Annotated in this window: 15 protein-coding genes; 5 read left to right on the plus strand and 10 right to left on the minus strand. The window is 70.2% G+C overall.

What is annotated here, in order from left to right:
• Positions 1–123 precede the first annotated feature (123 nt).
• Complete coding sequence (locus ACQP2X_RS15365) at positions 124–1,923, plus strand: diguanylate cyclase domain-containing protein (RefSeq protein ID WP_498697509.1); 1,800 nt, start codon at positions 124–126, stop codon at positions 1,921–1,923.
• Here the strand turns inward: ACQP2X_RS15365 and ACQP2X_RS15370 are convergent.
• Genes ACQP2X_RS15370 through ACQP2X_RS15380 form a run of 3 tightly spaced genes read right to left on the minus strand, consistent with a single transcriptional unit; the run spans position 1,886 to position 4,251 of the window.
• Positions 1,886–2,311, minus strand: a complete 426-nt coding sequence (locus ACQP2X_RS15370; protein ID WP_498697511.1) for a PPOX class F420-dependent oxidoreductase — start codon at positions 2,309–2,311, stop codon at positions 1,886–1,888. The two genes, ACQP2X_RS15365 and ACQP2X_RS15370, sit on opposite strands and share 38 nt — an antisense overlap.
• Entirely contained in the window at positions 2,304–3,341 is a 1,038-nt protein-coding gene (locus ACQP2X_RS15375; protein ID WP_498697513.1) for an FAD-dependent oxidoreductase, read from the minus strand. The genes ACQP2X_RS15370 and ACQP2X_RS15375 overlap by 8 nt, the downstream gene beginning before the upstream one ends.
• 49 nt (positions 3,342–3,390) lie before the next feature.
• On the minus strand, positions 3,391–4,251 hold the full coding sequence (locus ACQP2X_RS15380) for an NmrA/HSCARG family protein (RefSeq protein WP_498697516.1): 861 nt from the start codon (positions 4,249–4,251) through the stop codon (positions 3,391–3,393).
• A gap of 93 nt (positions 4,252–4,344) precedes the next feature.
• Here ACQP2X_RS15380 and ACQP2X_RS15385 point away from each other — a divergent pair, with 93 nt between their 5' ends.
• Positions 4,345–4,896: a TetR/AcrR family transcriptional regulator gene (locus ACQP2X_RS15385; protein WP_498697518.1), complete on the plus strand. Its 552-nt coding sequence runs from the start codon at positions 4,345–4,347 to the stop codon at positions 4,894–4,896.
• Here ACQP2X_RS15385 and ACQP2X_RS15390 read toward each other — a convergent pair.
• Genes ACQP2X_RS15390 through ACQP2X_RS15400 form a run of 3 tightly spaced genes read right to left on the minus strand, consistent with a single transcriptional unit; the run spans position 4,879 to position 7,214 of the window.
• The gene (locus ACQP2X_RS15390; protein WP_498697520.1) at positions 4,879–5,847 is read right to left on the minus strand and encodes an SDR family oxidoreductase; all 969 of its coding nucleotides are present in this window, start codon (positions 5,845–5,847) and stop codon (positions 4,879–4,881) included. The two genes, ACQP2X_RS15385 and ACQP2X_RS15390, sit on opposite strands and share 18 nt — an antisense overlap.
• 40 nt (positions 5,848–5,887) lie before the next feature.
• The gene (locus ACQP2X_RS15395) at positions 5,888–6,343 is read right to left on the minus strand and encodes a TetR/AcrR family transcriptional regulator (protein ID WP_498697522.1); all 456 of its coding nucleotides are present in this window, start codon (positions 6,341–6,343) and stop codon (positions 5,888–5,890) included.
• The gene (locus ACQP2X_RS15400; protein WP_498700952.1) at positions 6,276–7,214 is read right to left on the minus strand and encodes an alpha/beta fold hydrolase; all 939 of its coding nucleotides are present in this window, start codon (positions 7,212–7,214) and stop codon (positions 6,276–6,278) included. Before ACQP2X_RS15400 ends, ACQP2X_RS15395 begins: the two co-directional genes overlap by 68 nt.
• Before the next feature lie 14 nt (positions 7,215–7,228).
• Between ACQP2X_RS15400 and ACQP2X_RS15405 the strand changes: the two genes are divergently transcribed.
• The gene (locus tag ACQP2X_RS15405) at positions 7,229–7,699 is read left to right on the plus strand and encodes a MarR family winged helix-turn-helix transcriptional regulator (protein WP_498697523.1); all 471 of its coding nucleotides are present in this window, start codon (positions 7,229–7,231) and stop codon (positions 7,697–7,699) included.
• On the opposite strand, the gene ACQP2X_RS15410 is transcribed toward ACQP2X_RS15405, so the two are convergent.
• Positions 7,683–8,705 (minus strand): aldo/keto reductase, encoded by a 1,023-nt coding sequence (locus tag ACQP2X_RS15410; RefSeq protein ID WP_498697524.1) that lies wholly within the window; start codon positions 8,703–8,705, stop codon positions 7,683–7,685. The genes ACQP2X_RS15405 and ACQP2X_RS15410 overlap by 17 nt on opposite strands.
• Positions 8,706–8,755: 50 nt before the next feature.
• Here ACQP2X_RS15410 and ACQP2X_RS15415 point away from each other — a divergent pair, with 50 nt between their 5' ends.
• Positions 8,756–9,247: a hypothetical protein gene (locus ACQP2X_RS15415; protein ID WP_498697526.1), complete on the plus strand. Its 492-nt coding sequence runs from the start codon at positions 8,756–8,758 to the stop codon at positions 9,245–9,247.
• Between the two features lie 129 nt (positions 9,248–9,376).
• The gene (locus ACQP2X_RS15420; RefSeq protein WP_498700954.1) at positions 9,377–10,312 is read left to right on the plus strand and encodes an endonuclease/exonuclease/phosphatase family protein; all 936 of its coding nucleotides are present in this window, start codon (positions 9,377–9,379) and stop codon (positions 10,310–10,312) included.
• On the opposite strand, the gene ACQP2X_RS15425 is transcribed toward ACQP2X_RS15420, so the two are convergent.
• The 3 genes from ACQP2X_RS15425 to ACQP2X_RS15435 form a co-directional block, all read right to left on the minus strand.
• The gene (locus ACQP2X_RS15425; RefSeq protein ID WP_498697527.1) at positions 10,309–13,662 is read right to left on the minus strand and encodes a 3-keto-alpha-glucoside-1,2-lyase-like domain-containing protein; all 3,354 of its coding nucleotides are present in this window, start codon (positions 13,660–13,662) and stop codon (positions 10,309–10,311) included. The two genes, ACQP2X_RS15420 and ACQP2X_RS15425, sit on opposite strands and share 4 nt — an antisense overlap.
• Before the next feature lie 182 nt (positions 13,663–13,844).
• Positions 13,845–14,342 (minus strand): Ltp family lipoprotein, encoded by a 498-nt coding sequence (locus ACQP2X_RS15430; RefSeq protein WP_498697528.1) that lies wholly within the window; start codon positions 14,340–14,342, stop codon positions 13,845–13,847.
• A 1,086-nt stretch (positions 14,343–15,428) separates the two neighbouring features.
• On the minus strand, positions 15,429–15,719 hold the full coding sequence (locus ACQP2X_RS15435; protein ID WP_498697529.1) for a hypothetical protein: 291 nt from the start codon (positions 15,717–15,719) through the stop codon (positions 15,429–15,431).
• Positions 15,720–15,924: the final 205 nt, after the last annotated feature.

Below are 15,924 nucleotides of genomic sequence, written 5' to 3' on the forward strand. Positions count from 1 at the left end.
GCCGACGCGGACGACGTCGACCATGAAGGGAACGTCGCTCGCATCGTCGGTGGTGCGACCTTGGCGGAGCTGCGTTCCTGAGTTTCGCTTACGTTGCCGATCGGGTCGCCGATGGGTACTGCCATGGACGTCACTGGTGCGGCTCGGCGGGTTCGCTTGGATCCGGCCCTGGTCGCGCTGGCGGTTGCCGGTGTGGCGGTCGTCCTGTGGTTTCTGGCCGGGCCCGGTGGGGCCACCGTCTCCTGGGCCGTGCAGACGGGGCTGGACGTGTCGATCGCGGTGTTCGCGTGGCGGCTCACCCGGGCCACGGCCGGGCAGCGGCACGCACGCCGGTTCTGGCGGGCGGTCATGGCCACCGGTGTCGCCTGCGCAGCCGGGGACGGCTACCAGACAGCGCTCGCGGTCATGCATCTCTCCGGGCATCAGCCCAGTCCCGTTCAGACCGGCTTCGTCGTGGCCGGCATGCTCGTCGCGCTGGTGGCCATGGTCTGCCACCCGCTCGGCGGCGCCGGGCGGCAGCGGCTGCGGTTGTGGCTCGACGCGGTGACCGTACTGGCCGCTGTCGCCGTTTTTCTCTGGTATTTCGTTCTGGCCGACGTGGTCGCCGAGGGCAACCGGGCCGAGGTGGTGGGTGCCGCCGCCGCGTCGGCGATCATGCTGCTGCTCAGTGTCGGGTTGCTGAAGCTGCTGCTCAGTGGGACCGCGCCGTTCGCCAAGGGTCCGGGGCTGGTGGCCACGGCCGGCGTGGCCGGCACGGCGATCGCCGCCTCGACCGTCACGCTGCTGACCGGCAGCGACGACCCGGGCGTGATCTACGCGTCGCAGCTGTTGCCGTGTCTGCTCATGCCGGTGGCGATGCGCTGGCAGGAGCTGCGGATGCGCCGCCACGGCACCGCGGCCGGGCCGGAGCGGCCGCGGCACGGCAGCCGGCTGCCCTATCTGGCCGTCGTCGCCGTTCAGCTGCTGCTGGTGGCCGCGCTGACCACCCGCGGCGCCGAGCCCCAGGTGTGGGGCGTGTCGGTCGGCGCCGTTCTGATCACCGTGCTGGTGCTGAGCCGGCAGATGGCCGCCTTCACCGACAACGACCGGATGCGCGAGTGGTTCCAGTCCGTCGTGCAGCACTCCTCCGACCTGACGCTGGTGGTCGGGGCCGACGGGCTGGTCCGCTTCGCCACCCCGGCCGCGCGCCGGTTCCTCGGCACCGGGCCCGACGAGCTGGTCGGCACCACCCTGGCCGACCGGGTGCTGCCCGAGGACCGGCATCTGCTGGCCGAGCTCGTGACCCGGCTCGCGGCCGAGCGCGGCGCCGACGCGGATGCGGAGTTGCGCCTGCGGCACACCGACGGGTCGTACCGCTGGCTTCAGGTTGTCGGGGTCGACCTGACCGCGAATCCCAGTGTGGGCGCGCTCGTCTTCAACGCCCGCGACGTCACCGAGGCGCGGCGGCTGCACGACGAGCTGTCACACCGGGCGACTCACGACGCGCTGACCGGGCTGGCCAACCGGAGCCTGCTCGAGCTTCGTCTCGACGAGCTGCCCAAAGACGAGACGGTGGCCGTGCTCCTGATCGACCTGGATGGTTTCAAGCCGATCAACGACCAGTACGGGCATCACGCCGGCGATCAGGTCCTGGCGGCCGTCGCCGATCGGCTGAGTTCTTTCGGCGGGCTGGCCGCTCGCCTGGGCGGTGACGAATTTGCTCTGCTGACAAGAGGCGATTTCTCGGATAAATCGGGCATTGAGCGGGCGATCGCCGAGCCGATCTGGATCACGGCGACACAGCAGGTCACGGTGGGTGCCAGCATCGGCATGGCCGTCGGCTCACCCAGCGAAGGAGGCCGGCTTCTGAGGGAGGCCGACGCGGCGATGTACGAGGCGAAAGCGCTCAGCCCATCCGCTGGCCGTAGACGTGCGCGACCTTGAGCACCATGAGCACCCGCTTGTCGGACACCATCACCGACCGGTACTCGTCCCAGTCCGGGTGCTCGCCGGCCGCCTTGCGGTAGTAGTCGACCAGCGCGTCCACCTCCGGCCCATGAGGGTCGGTGCCCGGCCCGATCAGCTCCACCTCACCCTCCGCGGTCGCCCACGCCCAGCCGTCACCGCGGGTCACCTCCAGCGCGGCCCGCGGGTCGCGGCGCAGGTTGGCCGTCTTGGCCCGGCTGTCGGTGATCGACACGTAGACCCGTTCGGCCTCGCGGTCGTAGTACGGCGTCACGGGGGAGAGCTGCGGCAGGCCGTTCGCCTTGATCGTGGCGAGCACGCCGAGCTTGCTCTCGGCCAGCAGCGCGCGGGGGTCGTAGTCAGACATGGGCGAGCACCTTTCGCAGAAGGGTGTTTACCGCTTCGCGGCCGGCGCGGTTGGCGCCGACCGTGGACTGGGACGGGCCGAAGCCGATCAGGTGGATCCGCGGATCGGCCGCGACCTGGGTGCCGATCATCCGGATGCCGCCGCGCTCGTTGCGCAGGTGCAGCGGGTCGAGGTGGGCCAGGTCGGCCTTGAAGCCGGTCGCCCACAGGATCGCGTCGACGGCGGTGAACGAGCCGTCGGCCTCGCGCACGCCGTGCGGCTCGATCGCGGTGAACATCGGGCGGCGCTCCAGCGCGCCGCGTTCCTTGGCCGCGAGGGCGTACGGGGTCCAGGCCAGATCCGTGTACGAGACGACGCTCCCGGTCGGATCGCCGGCCTCGACGTCGGCGACGACCTTGGCGATGATGCCGGAGCCGTCGAACTCCCCGGTGTTCTTGAAGACCGGCTCACGGCGCGTGTACCAGTACGTGGTGGCGACCCGGGAGATCTCTTCGAGCTGCTGTACGGCCGAGATCCCACCGCCGACGACGGCCACGCGCAGGCCCGCGAGCGCGTCCGCCGAGACGTACTCCTGGGTGTGCAGTTGAATCCCGGCGAAGCTCTCCTGCCCCGGATAGCGCGGCCGCACCGGGTTGGTCCACGTGCCGGTCGCGTTGATGATCGCCCGCGCGCTCCAGGGGCCGTGGTCCGATTCGACGATCAAAGTCTCTTCAGGCCCTGGTCGTACGGCGGTGACGCGCACCGGGCGCAGAATCGGCAGCGCACTGGCCTTCTCGAAGTCCGCGAAGTACCGGGGAACGGCCACGCGGCTCGGCTCGGCCGGGTCGAGCGGCGGCTTGGGGAACCCGGGAAGGTCGAAGATGCCGTTGACGGTGGCGATCCGCAGCGACTCCCAGCGGTTCAGCCACGCCCCACCGGGCGCCGGCGACGCGTCGAGGAGCACGAAGTCCACGCCCCGCCGCTTCAGGTGATAGGCGGCCGACAAGCCGGCCTGCCCACCCCCGATGACCACCACCGTGACCGCACGCACGACCGGGCCAACCTCCGAGATCGTGCCGCTATTCCCCTCCCGCGCCGAGCTATCGCACGACAACGGCCTTTTCTGAGGCCCACTTCTCGAAGGGGGTGAGCGGCACGCCGAGCGCCCGCGCGAACTCCGGGCGGGCCGGCTGCGGCACCTCGTTCATGAGCTCGTTCGACATCACGGCGTAGGGCGGCATGCCGCCGGCCAGCGCCTCCTGATCGCTCATCGCGGGTGCGGTCATGCCCATGACCGCGGCGATCTCGGTGAGCGAGAGGTGGTCGCTCGCCAGTTCCAGTTCAACTTCGTTCCAGGTGTACGGGTCGGTGACGGCTGCCGCCACGGTCGTCCCGATGTCGTCCACCGCCACGAGCGAGAGCCGCGTCTCCGGCCGCAGGGTCGTGACGATCCCGCCCTCCAGGCCCCGCGGCAGCAGGTAGGCCTGCGAGGGCAGGAAGTTCTCCATGAAGAAGCCGGGCCGGATCAGCGTCCAGAACGGGAATCCGGCCTCCTTCACCCGGTCCTCGATGCCGGCCTTCGCCGCGTAGTAGGGCCGCATCGGCGCCCACCGTTCGTCGGCGGGCAGCCGCCGCGAGCCGGAGACGGACGAGTGCACGAAGTGCGGCACGCCGGCGCCGCGCGCGGCCTCGATCAGGTTGGTCGCCTGCCGCAGTTCGCCGTCGAAGTCGAGGGCCCCGTCCCTCATCGGCGGCATCTGCATCGAGAAGACGGCGGTGACACCCTCGGCCGCCGCGGCCAGCGAGTCGCGGTCCTCGAGATCGCCGGCCACGACCTCGGCCCCGGCCACCTTCTTCGCCGGGTCATGGACCAGAGCCCGTACGGCAATGCCCGCCGCCCGCAAGGCGCGAGTGACCGCGCCTCCCTGTTGCCCGGTCGCCCCGGCCACCAACACAGTCATGCGTCTCTCCTCCGCTAAAACGGCGGACCCCGCCGTTTCACTGCGAGTAAGATACGGCGTACCCCGCCACTTATCAACCGAGGAGATCACCCGATGCGCGCCGACGCCCGCCGCAACTACGAGCTGCTGCTGGCCGTCGCCGCCGAGGCGATAGCCGCCGAGGGCGCCGACGCGTCGCTGGAGCAGATAGCCCGCACGGCGGGAGTCGGCTCGGGCACCGCGCGGCGGCATTTCCCCACCCGGCACGCCCTGCTGGAGGCCGTCTTCCGCCAGCGGATCGACACCTTGGCCATCCAGGCCCACGACCTGGCCGGCCATCCCGAGCCGCGGGCCGCCCTGCTGGAGTGGCTGGCCTCGGTGACCACCTTCGCGGCCACCGTGCGGGGTCTGGCCGAGGCCCTGAACCGTGACCGCGACGAGCCCCACGACCACTGCGCCACCGCGCGGCTGACCGAGGCCGGCGCTCCTCTGGTCGAGCGGGCCGCCGCGTCGCTGACCCCGGGCGTGACCATCACCGACCTGCTCAACCTGGTCACCGGGATCGCCCTGGCCACCGAGCATCACCCCGACCCGGCCGCCGAGGCGGCACGGCTGCTCCACCTGGCGGTCACCGGGGTGAGCCCGCTGTCACTTCGGGAGGGCTAGCAGGCTTTCCGCGGTCTCGACGATGGTGTCCTCGATGGGGCGGGGCTTCCAGCCGAGCAGGCGCTCGGCCTTGGCCGAGGTGGCGTCGAGGTCGCGGCCCAGGATGAGACGCAGGGCGCGCATCTGAGGGTTGACCTTGGCCAGGCCACGGGCCACGGTCAGCGGCATCTCACGGGTGGGCACCTTGGCCGCGCGGTCGCCGAGGCGGGCGCGCAGGATGGCCGCGATGTCGCGCTGCCACAGGCTGTGGCCGGCGGTGGCGATGAAGCGCTCGCCGGCGGCGGCCGGCTCGGTCATGGCCAGCAGGTGCAGGGAGGCCACGTCGCGGACGTCGACGTATCCCGTGGCGAACTTCAGCAGGGCCGGCAGCGAGCCGTCCAGCATGCCCGCGATGGAGTTGAGCGAGGGGGAGTAGTCGGGGCCGAGGACCGGGCCGAGCACCGCGGTCGGGTTGACGGTGGCCAGTTCCAGGCCGCGGCCCTCGCCGGCCACGAAGTCCCAGGCGGCCCGCTCGGCCAGCGTCTTCGATCTCTGGTACGGGGCCAGGTCGGCGTCGAGGTTGGTCCAGTCCTCCTCGGTGAACGGGGTGTCGCGGGGCGGGTGGCCGTAGGCGACGGCGCCGATCGCCGAGGTCAGCACCACCCGCCGTACGCCCGCCTCGAGAGCGGCGCGCAGGACCCGCACCGTGCCGTCGACGGCGGGGCGGACCATCTCGTCGTCGTCGCGCGGGACCTGGGTCAGGGTGGGTGAGGCGACGTGCAACACGAAGTCGCAGCCGGCGACGGCCTCGGGCCAGCCCTCGTCGCTCTGCAGGTCAGCCCGGAACGCGTTCGCGTCGGCCCGGGCCGGGTTTCGTACGGTCGTGCGCACCTCGTGCCCGGCCTCACGCAGGGCCAGCACGCACCAGCTGCCGATGTAGCCCGAGCCGCCGGTTACCAGAACTTTTGCCATGCCGACAACGGTAGTGGAGACATCTCCACTTCGGCAAGGGTTAAGCGGAGACTTCTCCGTTAAAACTCAGGCCGTCCAGGATGAGTCCCAGCATGGGCTGGGTCCGTTCCGGCGCGGACCGCCACAGGGCTCCGGTGAACTGCAGGAAGTCCCCCGGCTCGGCGTCGGCCCGGATGCTGCCGTCGCGTTTGCCGGCGTCGAGCAGCCGCGTGATGGCGGCGATCACCGGGCCGTACGTCTGCTCGGTGATCGATCTGTGGGTGTCCGGGCTGAGGGCGGCGCCGAACGCGTGCTTGGCCCGCATCGCCTCGACCAGATCGGTCGTCCAGCGCCGCAGCGCCTCGACCGGCGTCCCGGTCGCCAGCAGCTCGGCGACCGAACCGATGAGGCGGTCGATCTCCTCCTGGTAGATCTCCAGGATGAGCGCCTCACGCGACGGATAGTTGCGGTAGAGCGTGCCGGGGCCGACACCCGCCCGCTGCGCGATCTGATTCATCGACGTGTCGCCGTCCTCGGCGAACGCCTCGCGGGCGGCCGTGAGGATCCGGGCGCGGTTCTCGCGAGCGTCTGAGCGGACCATAGGGAGACAAGTTACCCGTCGACGAAGTCGAGGATCGCCTCCGCCACCTGCTCGGGGCCTCCAGGGCGGCGTAGTGGCCCACGCCGTCCAGTTGCACGGAGGCGATCTCCCCGCGCGCGGCCCGCGTCATCGTGGCCGCGGTGAACGGGCCGCCGCCGGCCCCGATGGCCAGGGCCGGCGCGGTCAGGCCGGGCGACTGGGCCAGGGCCCTGATCTCGTCGCCCTCGCGGAGCATCGAACGGTAGAGGCCGGCGGCGCCGCGCCAGGCGCCGGGCCGGGAGTAGGTGCGGACGAGCTCGTCGATGTCATCGGTCATCGGGGGAAGGAGGGCGCCGAGGAACTCGCGCTCGCGGCCGGCCAGCAGCATCTCGGGAATGCCGGGGGCGGCCAGGGCGCCGATGTGCCAGGCGCCGCCGTGGGTGACGTCGGCCAGGGCCTCGAGTCCGAAGCCGGGCAGGCCCATCTCGATCGCGGTGAGGGTGAGCACGTCCTCGGGGTGGGTGGTCGCCAGCCGGAACACGGTGGCACCGCTGATGTCCTGCCCGATCAGGTGCACCGGGCCCGCGCCGAGATGGGCGATGAGCTGGTGCAGATCCTCGGCGGCGGTCGCGCTGTCGTACGTTCCGTCGCTGTTCTCGGAGTCGCCGAAGCCACGCAGGTCGACCGCGAAGACCCGGTGGCGCTCGGCCAGCAGCGGGATGAGCTTGTGGAACGCCCACCAGGTCTCGGGGAAGCCGTGGACCAGCAGGATCGGCGCGCCCTCGCTCCCGGCGGCGACGTAGTGCAGCGTGACTTCCGCTCATGTCCCGTTCCGGCGCCGACCTGGCCCTCCTGCTCATCGGCGGTTTCCGTTCCCTGGTGGACGCGGCGATCGCCGAGCTCGCCGCCCAGGGGTACGAGGACGTGCGGCCGATACACGACTTCGCGATGCGGGCCATCGCCGACGGCGCCGACAGCGCCTCCGAGCTGGGACGGCGGCTCTCCATCACCAAGCAGTCGGCGGCCCGCACGATCGGCGTCCTCGAGGAGCGCGGCTACGTGACCACCGGGCCCGATCCGCGCGACGCCCGCCGCAAACGTCTGGCGGTCACGCCGCTCGGTTTCGAGGTGATGCGGGCCGGCGAGGCCATCTTCGACGACCTGCGCGCGCGGTGGGCGGGCCGGATCGGCCCGGACGAGCTGGCCAAACTCGAGAAACACCTGGTGGCCCTGGTCGGCGCGGCCCCGATCCGCTTCGACACGCCGGGCTGGATGGCTAGCGGCCCGGAGTGAGGCGCCGCAGGGCCGCATCGTGTACGGCCGGTGACACGTAACCCTGGTCGAGCGCTCCCACGTCGGTGCCCGGCGGGACGATCTCGTCGATCCGGTCGAGAAGGTCGCCGGGCAGCGTGACGTCGAGGCCGGCCAGCAGAGTGTCGAGCTGCTCCATCGTGCGGGCGCCGAGCAGGGCGCTCGACACCCCGGGGTGGGCGGTCACGAAGGCCATGGCCAGGTGGATCAGGGGCAGTCCGGCCTCGTCGGCCAGGGGGATGAGCTTCTCCACGGTCTCCACGCGCCGGGAGTCGGCGATGTGCGTGAAGAGGGTGGTGCGGCGCAGGTCGGTGTCCCGGCCCCGGCGGACGCGGCCGGTGAGCGTGCCCTGGGCGAGCGGCCCCCAGACCAGCGTGCCCAGGCCGTAGCGCTGGGCGGCCGGCAGGATCTCGGCCTCGACGCCCCGGTTGAGCAGGGAGTACGGCAGTTGCTCACTGTGCGGGCGTTCCAGGCCACGCCGTTCGGCCAGCCACTGGGCCTCGACGATGCCGGTGGCCGGGGTGTTGGACGAGCCGATCGCACGGACCTTGCCGGAGCGTACGAGATCGGTCAGCGCCGACAGGGTCTCCTCCATGTCGGTGTCCGGGTCGAGCCGGTGGATCTGATAGAGATCGATGTAGTCGGTGCGCAGGCGGCGCAGGGAGTCCTCGACCGCCGTCATGATCCAGCGGCGGGAGGCGCCCCGCCGGTTCGGATCGTCGCCCATCGGGCGCCCGAACTTGGTCGCGATGACGACGCGGTCACGGCGCCCCTGAAGGGCCTGGCCGACGACCTCCTCGGACTCGCCGTACGAATAGACGTCGGCGGTGTCGATGACGTTGATGCCGGCGTCGAGGGCCCGGTGCACGATGCGCACCGCCTCGTCGTGGTCGGGATTGCCGACTCCGGCCGCCCGCCCGAACATCATGGCGCCGAGCGCGTAGGGGCTGACCTTGATGCCGGTCCGGCCTAAGGTGCGATAGATCATGCGTCCGACGATGCGCCGGCCGCGGGGCGAGCGGGAGCGGAGCGTTCATCATGGGAGAGCCGCTACCAGTCACGGCCACGGTCGTGCCGTGTCTGTCGCTGCTGGCCGTGACCTGGCTGGCCGTTCCGGCGCTGCCGCCGCTGCCGATCGGGGTCGCGCTGACCGGGGGCTTCGCCGGCATCGTCCTGCTGATCGCGAGCGGCCTGACCCGCCGGCGCCGCCCTCGCGCCGGGCGGCGGAGGCTCCTGACCGTGGCCGGTGGGCTGGCCGCGGTCCTGGTCGCCCTGGCCATCATCGTGACCGTCACCGGGCCGCACCCCTGGCCGGCCGGTCAACCGGCCATCGTGGACGGCGGCTACTTCCTCAACGTCCACGGCGGGCTCGTCCCGATCACCGAGGCCGAATATCGGGCCGACCTGAAAGCCGAAGTCGCGGCGTTCCTGTGCTTCGGCACGCTTCTCTCGCTTGCCGCGCTGGCCAACCTGGGGCTGGCGGGCGAGGGGAGCCAGCCGCCCAGATCAGGGATGGCGAACGGATCGTAATCGATGGACAGGCGGAGCCGGGCGGCACCTTCAAGGCGTTCTCGATGACCTGGAGATCGTCGGCTAACGACTGCCTCCTCGGGGGAGACCTCAGCGTAGCGCCGCTCTTCTACGGTGGGCCGCGTGAAGATCTTGGCGTGGGTGCTGGTGGTGCCGGGGCTGGTCTGGGCGGCGCTGCGGGTCAGCGGGTGGAGTCCGGGTGCCGTCGTGGTGGTGCTGCCCTTCACCCCGTACGCCGTGGCCGGGTCTCTGGTTCTGCTGGTGGTGATCGTGGCTCTCCGGCAGTGGCGCGCGGCGGTGGTGGCCGGACTGGCGACCGCTGTGCTCGCCGGTTGTGTCGTCGGGCGGGTCGTGCCGGACCGGGATCGTGGGCCCCGTGACGGGGTGGCGCTGACCATTCTGAGCGCCAACATGCTGATCGGCCGGGGCGATCCGGAGGAGATCGTGCGCCGGGTGCGGGACGAGGACGTCGGTGTGCTGGCGTTGCAGGAGTTCACCGCGGGCGGGCAGGCGGCGCTGGCCCGGGCGGGGCTCGGCCGGCTGCTGCCGTACTCGTCGATCGCGCCGCAACGGGCCCGGGATCCCTACGGCACGACCGGGTCGGCCGTCTACTCCCGCTTCCCGCTCACCGGCAGCGGCTTCCGCCTCAACTACGGGGGCTTCCAGCAGGCGTACGCCTCGGTGACCGTGCCCGGCGCGAAACCGGTCGTCGTCGAGTCCGTGCATCCGGCCGCGCCGCACTCGCTCGACGTGCTCGGCGACTGGCGGCGCGACCTGAAGGACCAGCCCGGACCCGGTCGCGTCCTGGCCGGTGACTTCAACGCCACCCTCGACCACAAGCAACTGCGCGACCTGCTCGGCCGCGGCTACCGGGACGCCGCGGCCACCATGGGCAAGGGCTTGATTCCGAGCTGGGGCCCGTACGCCGACCGGCCGATCCCGCCCATCACCATCGACCACGTCCTGGTCGACCGGAAGATCGGGATCGGCCGCTACGCCGCGTACGACCTGCCCGGCAGTGACCACCGCATGGTGCTGGCCGCGGTGGTCCTGCCGCCCGGCTAGGCCGGTTCGATCCAGATGTTGCGGTAGCGGACGTTCGCTCCCGGGTCGCCGTGGTCCTGCAAGCGGGTCGGGAGGGCGGCCGGGCTCTCGGCGGCCCCGTTGCCGGTGGGGCCGTCGATGGTCACGTTGTTGTGCACGGTGACGCCGTTCCAGACCACTGTCACCCGGGCGTCCTCGGTCTTCGTGGTGCCGCTCCAGCGGGCGGCCCGGAACGTGATGTCGTACGTCTGCCACGTCTCGGGGGCGGTCCCGGCGTTGGCGGTGGCCGCCCGCTTCAGATAGATGGCGGCGCTGTCGTCGTTGGCCAGCACCGACTTGCCGTACGTGTCGAGAACCTGCACCTCATAGCGGTCCTGGAGGTAGATGCCGCTGTTGGCCCGCTGCTGGCCGGTCACGTCGGCCGGGAGGTTGGGGAGCCAGAACTCGACGTGGAGCTTGAAATCCCCGTACGACTGCTTGGTCCTGAGGTCTCCACCCAGCACCTCGGCCGAACCGCCCGAGATCGGCCAGGTCGGCGCGGAGCCGTCGGCGTTGCGGAAGGCGTTGAGGCTCGTGCCGGTGAAGAGGTTGACCCGGCTCGGGCCGTTGAGCGTCCAGCGTTGCTGGGCGACGTTCGCCCACTCCCACAGCTGCACCGCCGTGCCGTCCGCGCTGGCCCCGCCGGCCGCGTCGAGCACCTTGCCCGACTGCGGGTTGAGCAGCGAGCCGTTGGCCTGAGGCAGCCAGGCCTGGGCGGCGCTGTTGTTGCACGTCCACAGCCGCACCTTGGTGCCGTTGGCGGTGCCGCCGTTGTCGACGTCGAGGCACTTGCCCAGGGCCCGCAGCGTGTCGCCCTCACGGGTCCAGCTCTGCGCCGTGGAGCTGTTGCAGGTCCACAGCTGCACCTTGGCGCCGTCGGTGATGGTCGCGTTGTCGACGTCCAGGCACTTGCCGGCGATCCCGGTGATCGTGCCGGTCTTGTTCGAAGACGACGACGTCGTTCCCAGGGTGAGACTGTCCAGATTGATGTGCCCGCTGTCGCCGGTGTCGACCCGGTAGGAGACGGCGTTTCCTCCGGCCCGCAGCGGCACCGAGTCGTTGAGCACCGCCCACGTGTCCCAGTTTCCCGTGTCGGCCAGGCTGACCTGCTTCACCCGGGTGCCGTTGACGTAGAGGCTCATCGTCTTGGTGCCGGCGGCCGGGTTCGGGCCGTTGCTGTAGCGCAGCGCGATCGGATAGGCCCCGGCCGACGGCACGTTGACCGTGAAGGTGGTCGCCGAGCCCACCGCGCCGTGCCCGGCCGAGAAACCGGATCCGGTGTAGCCGGTGTGGTCGGTGGCGACCGACGTGCTGCCGCTCAGGCCCGACCACTCGGCCTCGACCCGGTCCGACTTCAGCGTGGTGCCGTCGGCCAGGCTGTTCAGCGTGTACCAGGCCTCGGTGCTCCAGAGCGAGGCGTTCGAGGCCGAGGTGAACGGCCGCGGCGAGCGGACGTGCACGACCCGGCCCGGCTTGAGGCCGGACAGCTTGAGCGTCACCTTGAGCCGGTCGGCCGACAGGGTGGCCGAGGTGACCGGCAGCGTCTCCTCGTCGACCTTCGGTCCGCCGTAGTCCGGCGTCGGGACGTACCGCCACTGCTTGGCCTTGTAGCGGGAGGCCAGTTGCGCGGCCGTCGCGTCCGAGACCGGCTGGGTGTATTCGAGCTCGAAGCCGTCGGCGACGGCCCGCATGGCCTTGATGTCGAAGACGGCGGCTCCGTTGGGCGTGAGCTTCTGGAGGCCGTACGTCAATTTGCCTTCCTGGCCCCAGTTCCCGCCGGCGCCGAGCCCGCCCACGTAGAGCGCGCCGTCCGGTCCCTGGCTCAGCCGCAGCACGCCCATCTCCAGGCCCTGGGTGAGCCGGAAGACCGCGCCCTGGTACTGGCCGTTGACCTTCTCCAGGTACGCCCGCTGCAGCCCGCCGTAGGTGACGTCGCCGAAGAGCATCTGACCCGAGTACGGCCCCGAGTTGAGCATGACCGGGGTGCTCGGCGAGTTGGCGATCTCGTTCTGCGGCAGCCACAGCACCGGCTGGGTGACCGGCTGAAGGTCGAACGGCCCGTCCGGGTTGGTGTAGTGGTTGAAGAAGCGGTCCTGCTTGATCTGCACGAGCTTCGAGGCGGGCAGCCAGCCACCCTGGTTGTCCAGGACGAAGATGTCACCCTCGGGACCGAAGTTGATGCCGTTCGGGGTGCGCAGCCCACCGGCGATGTACTGCACGGCACCCGTCGACCGGTTGATCTTCAGCGTGGTGCCGCGGTTGGGCGAGCCCTGCGGGTCGGTGGTCGCGCCGCCCAGGTTGATCGAGACGGACAGGTTCAGATAGAAGAACCCGTCCTGATAGAGCAGCCCGAACGCGAACTCGTGGAAGTTCCCGTCGAACGGCCAGGTGGCGACCCGCCGGTACTGGTCGATGACGCCGTCGCCGGTGGTGTCGTTGAGCTCGGTCAGCTCGTGCTTCTGCGACACATAGATCTTCCCGTCGACGATCTTCAGCCCCATGGGCTCCCGCAGACCAGAGGCGATTTTCTTGTACGTCACCTGGCTGGGCGACGTGGTGCCGGTGACCCCGCTGAGGACGTAGACCTCGCCGGCCACGGTGTCGCTGCCACCCCAGGTGGCGATCGCGAGGCGGCCGTCGGGGAACCAGTCCATGGCGCTGACCTGGGGCTGGAAGCCGCTCGGTCGCAGGTTGGTGAGCGTGTAGCCGGGATGCACGCCGGTCAGGGGCAGGCCGTCACCGGGGCCGTCGCCAGCGCTCTCGCACTCCTTCTTGCCGGGGGCGGTCACCCGGACCACGCCGGCGTCGGTGCTGAGGGCGCTGTTCGGGATGACGGTGTACGCGGTGGCGCCGGGCGGGCGCCATTCGAGGGTGAGCTGCTGGCCGCCGTCGCGCTCGAAGAAGTCGACGTGCAGCCCGTGGTAGCCGGTGGTGAGGTTGACCGAACCCTCTTTCGCGATCGCTCCGTGCGCGCCGTCGTTGTCGATCACGGTGGCGCCGTCGATCAGCAGCCGGGACCCGTCGTCGCTGGTCAGGCGGAACGCGTGGGTGCCGGCGGTGGTGACGTTGACGTTGCCGATCACTTCGGACTGGAACCGGTCCTCGAGCCCGAAGTCGGCCGCGGTGGTCCAGTTGACGGTCGTCATCTTCTTGTCGATGTTGGGCGTCTGCCCGGCCTTGAGCGTGCAGATCGAGTCACGCGAGGTCTGCAGATCGAACGTGCGAAGGGTGACACCCGGTTCCTGGGGCGGCACGGCCGCCTGAGCGGGCAGGGCGGGCAGCAGTCCCGCCAGAGTAGTGACGGCGAGCAGGGCTAACGGCTTCTTCTTCATGACACCGTCCAGACCTCGATGAACATCGATGGCCGACACGGTAGGCGCACTTCTGCATGTTCGTAAACAACTTTGGCGCGTTTATCGAAAAGTCTTGTTTCCGATTACGATCTCCACGGCTTTACTGTTTACCGGCTTGCCAATTAGCGCCGGCGCGCTGTCGGCGCCGGCGCTGTGGGGCGTCAGAGTCCGGCGGCCTTGACGCCGTAGACGGCCTGTTCGTGGGTGTACTGGTCGCCGGCGGACGATTCGAGCTGCCGGATGAGGCCACTGCGGGAGAACGAGGTGAGCTCGAGGTAGTTCTTCGCGGCCCGGGCAGCCTGCTCGTTGTAGTTGATGTGAAGCGAGTCGACGGCCTTGGTGGCGACGCTGACCGGGTAGCCGTCGCCGGCGCTGGACGACAGCTGCCGGATGAGTCCCTTGCGGGAGAAGGCGGTGAGCTCGAGGTAGTTCTTGGCGGCGCGGACGGCGTTCTGCTCCTCGAGGGACAGTTTCGGCGCCGCCGGCTTCGGCTGCTCGGTCTTGGGTGCCGCGGTTGCCGGGGCTTCGGTCTTGGCTTCTTCGACCTTGGTCGCCTCGGCTTTCGCGCCGCCGGTGGCCGCGGTCGTGGTCGCGGCGGCGGAGGCAGTGGACGTGTCGTCGTCACCGCCGCCGGCGAGCGCCGCGCCGAGACAGATCACGAGAACGCCACCGACGACACCGCCGATGATCAGCTTCGTCTTGCTCTTCTTCTTCGGCTGTCCCTCAGGCGGGAACGGCGCCCCTGGGGCGGCGCCCGGGTAGGGCTGCTGTCCGGGTACTGCGCCAGGGTAGGGCTGTTGTCCGGGTGCTGCGCTCGGGTAGGGCGGTTGTCCGGGTGCTGCGCTGGGGTAAGGCTGCTGTCCAGGTGCTGTGCCGGGGTGCTGCTGACCCGGTGTTGCGCCTGGATATGGTGCCTGACCTGGTGCTGCGGCTGGATACTGTGGCTGGCCCGGCGCGGCGGGATATGGCTGCTGCGGCGGAACTGGCGCTCCGGGCCGCTGCGGGTCGAACGGCTGCTGCGGGTCGAAGGGCGGCTGATGTGCCAAGGGGTGGCTCCTGGAAAGGCGATTCAATCAAGATCAACTTCGGGGTTGATGCTTGCACGCGCAAATTCCCAGGTCAACGCCCCCTAATACGGAGAGCGTCCACTTCTGACCGTCCGTAGGAACCGCCGCAGGTCACTGGCTGTCTCCCATCCGACCACCGAGCGAATCCAGCTCCTAGTCACCCAGCTCCGAGCGCGCCAGCCCGCGAAGCGCAGCCACTGGAGAAACGGTTCCCAAATTCCTCTGGATTCGCGTGATCGTTTCTTTGCTGTCGATCTCCGGGGCGCGAGATAATGGTTCATGACGCAGTTGGGGTTCTTTTCCAGGTCGGTAATCGCGGCGATGCGGGATTGGTCGGGGGTGCCAAGTCATTCACCGGAGATGGTGGATTTCCGGCGTGGTCAGGCGGAGCGGCGGCAGTGGGGCTTGAAGCGGCGCCATGCGTTGAAATTGTGTCGATTGCACGGCTGTTCCCGCTTGTGCGGAGAGTTGGGTCTGCATGATTCATACGAGCGGATACCGCCGTTGATCTGGGGCGACGAGGTCACTTGTATGCCGCAGCCGAGTCCGGTCGGGTCCGCGACCTCCGCTCGTCCCGTGGAGGCGCCGCTCGTCGATTCCGTGAACAAGCCCGGCGTCCCTGAGAGCGAGCCTGCCGAGGTCGGGGCGGCGAAGCGAGTCGAGGTTCAGGCGGCCGAGTCAGTCCAGGTCGAGGTGGCAGAGCGGGTCGGGACCGCGGCGGGGCGGGCCGAGATGGAGGGAGCGGAGCGGGGCGAAACTGCGGCGGCGGAGCGGGTCGAGGTTGAGGCGGCTACGCCAGTCCAGGTCGAGGCGGCTGGCGAGGTTGAGACGGGGCCTCAGTTGGGAGTCGAGGCTGTGGCTGTCCGGTCGGTCGGGACGGTGGTTCGGGCCGGATTTGTCGGGCAGTGCGGATTCTTGCGTTTTGTCGAGGGTGACCGTCGCGCTGTCCAGAATCGAATTGTTCCGCATGGCTTGGGTGCGCGGCGCAGGGGGAGTGGACGCATTCGTGGAATTACACAATCATCGAGAACATGTCGTACTGGCGGTCCGATGTTTCGAATTTCGCGCGGTGAGCGGGGTGAGATGCGTGCGCGGGGGTGGTGTGGATTGGAGGTTCACCGGGACCTCGCCGACCGGTTCTGGTCGTGTGGGCGCTCAGCTCCTGCGAAGGCCG

Origin of the sequence: Actinoplanes sp. CA-131856 (genome assembly GCF_050956135.1) — a bacterium.
GTDB lineage: Bacteria > Actinomycetota > Actinomycetes > Mycobacteriales > Micromonosporaceae > Actinoplanes.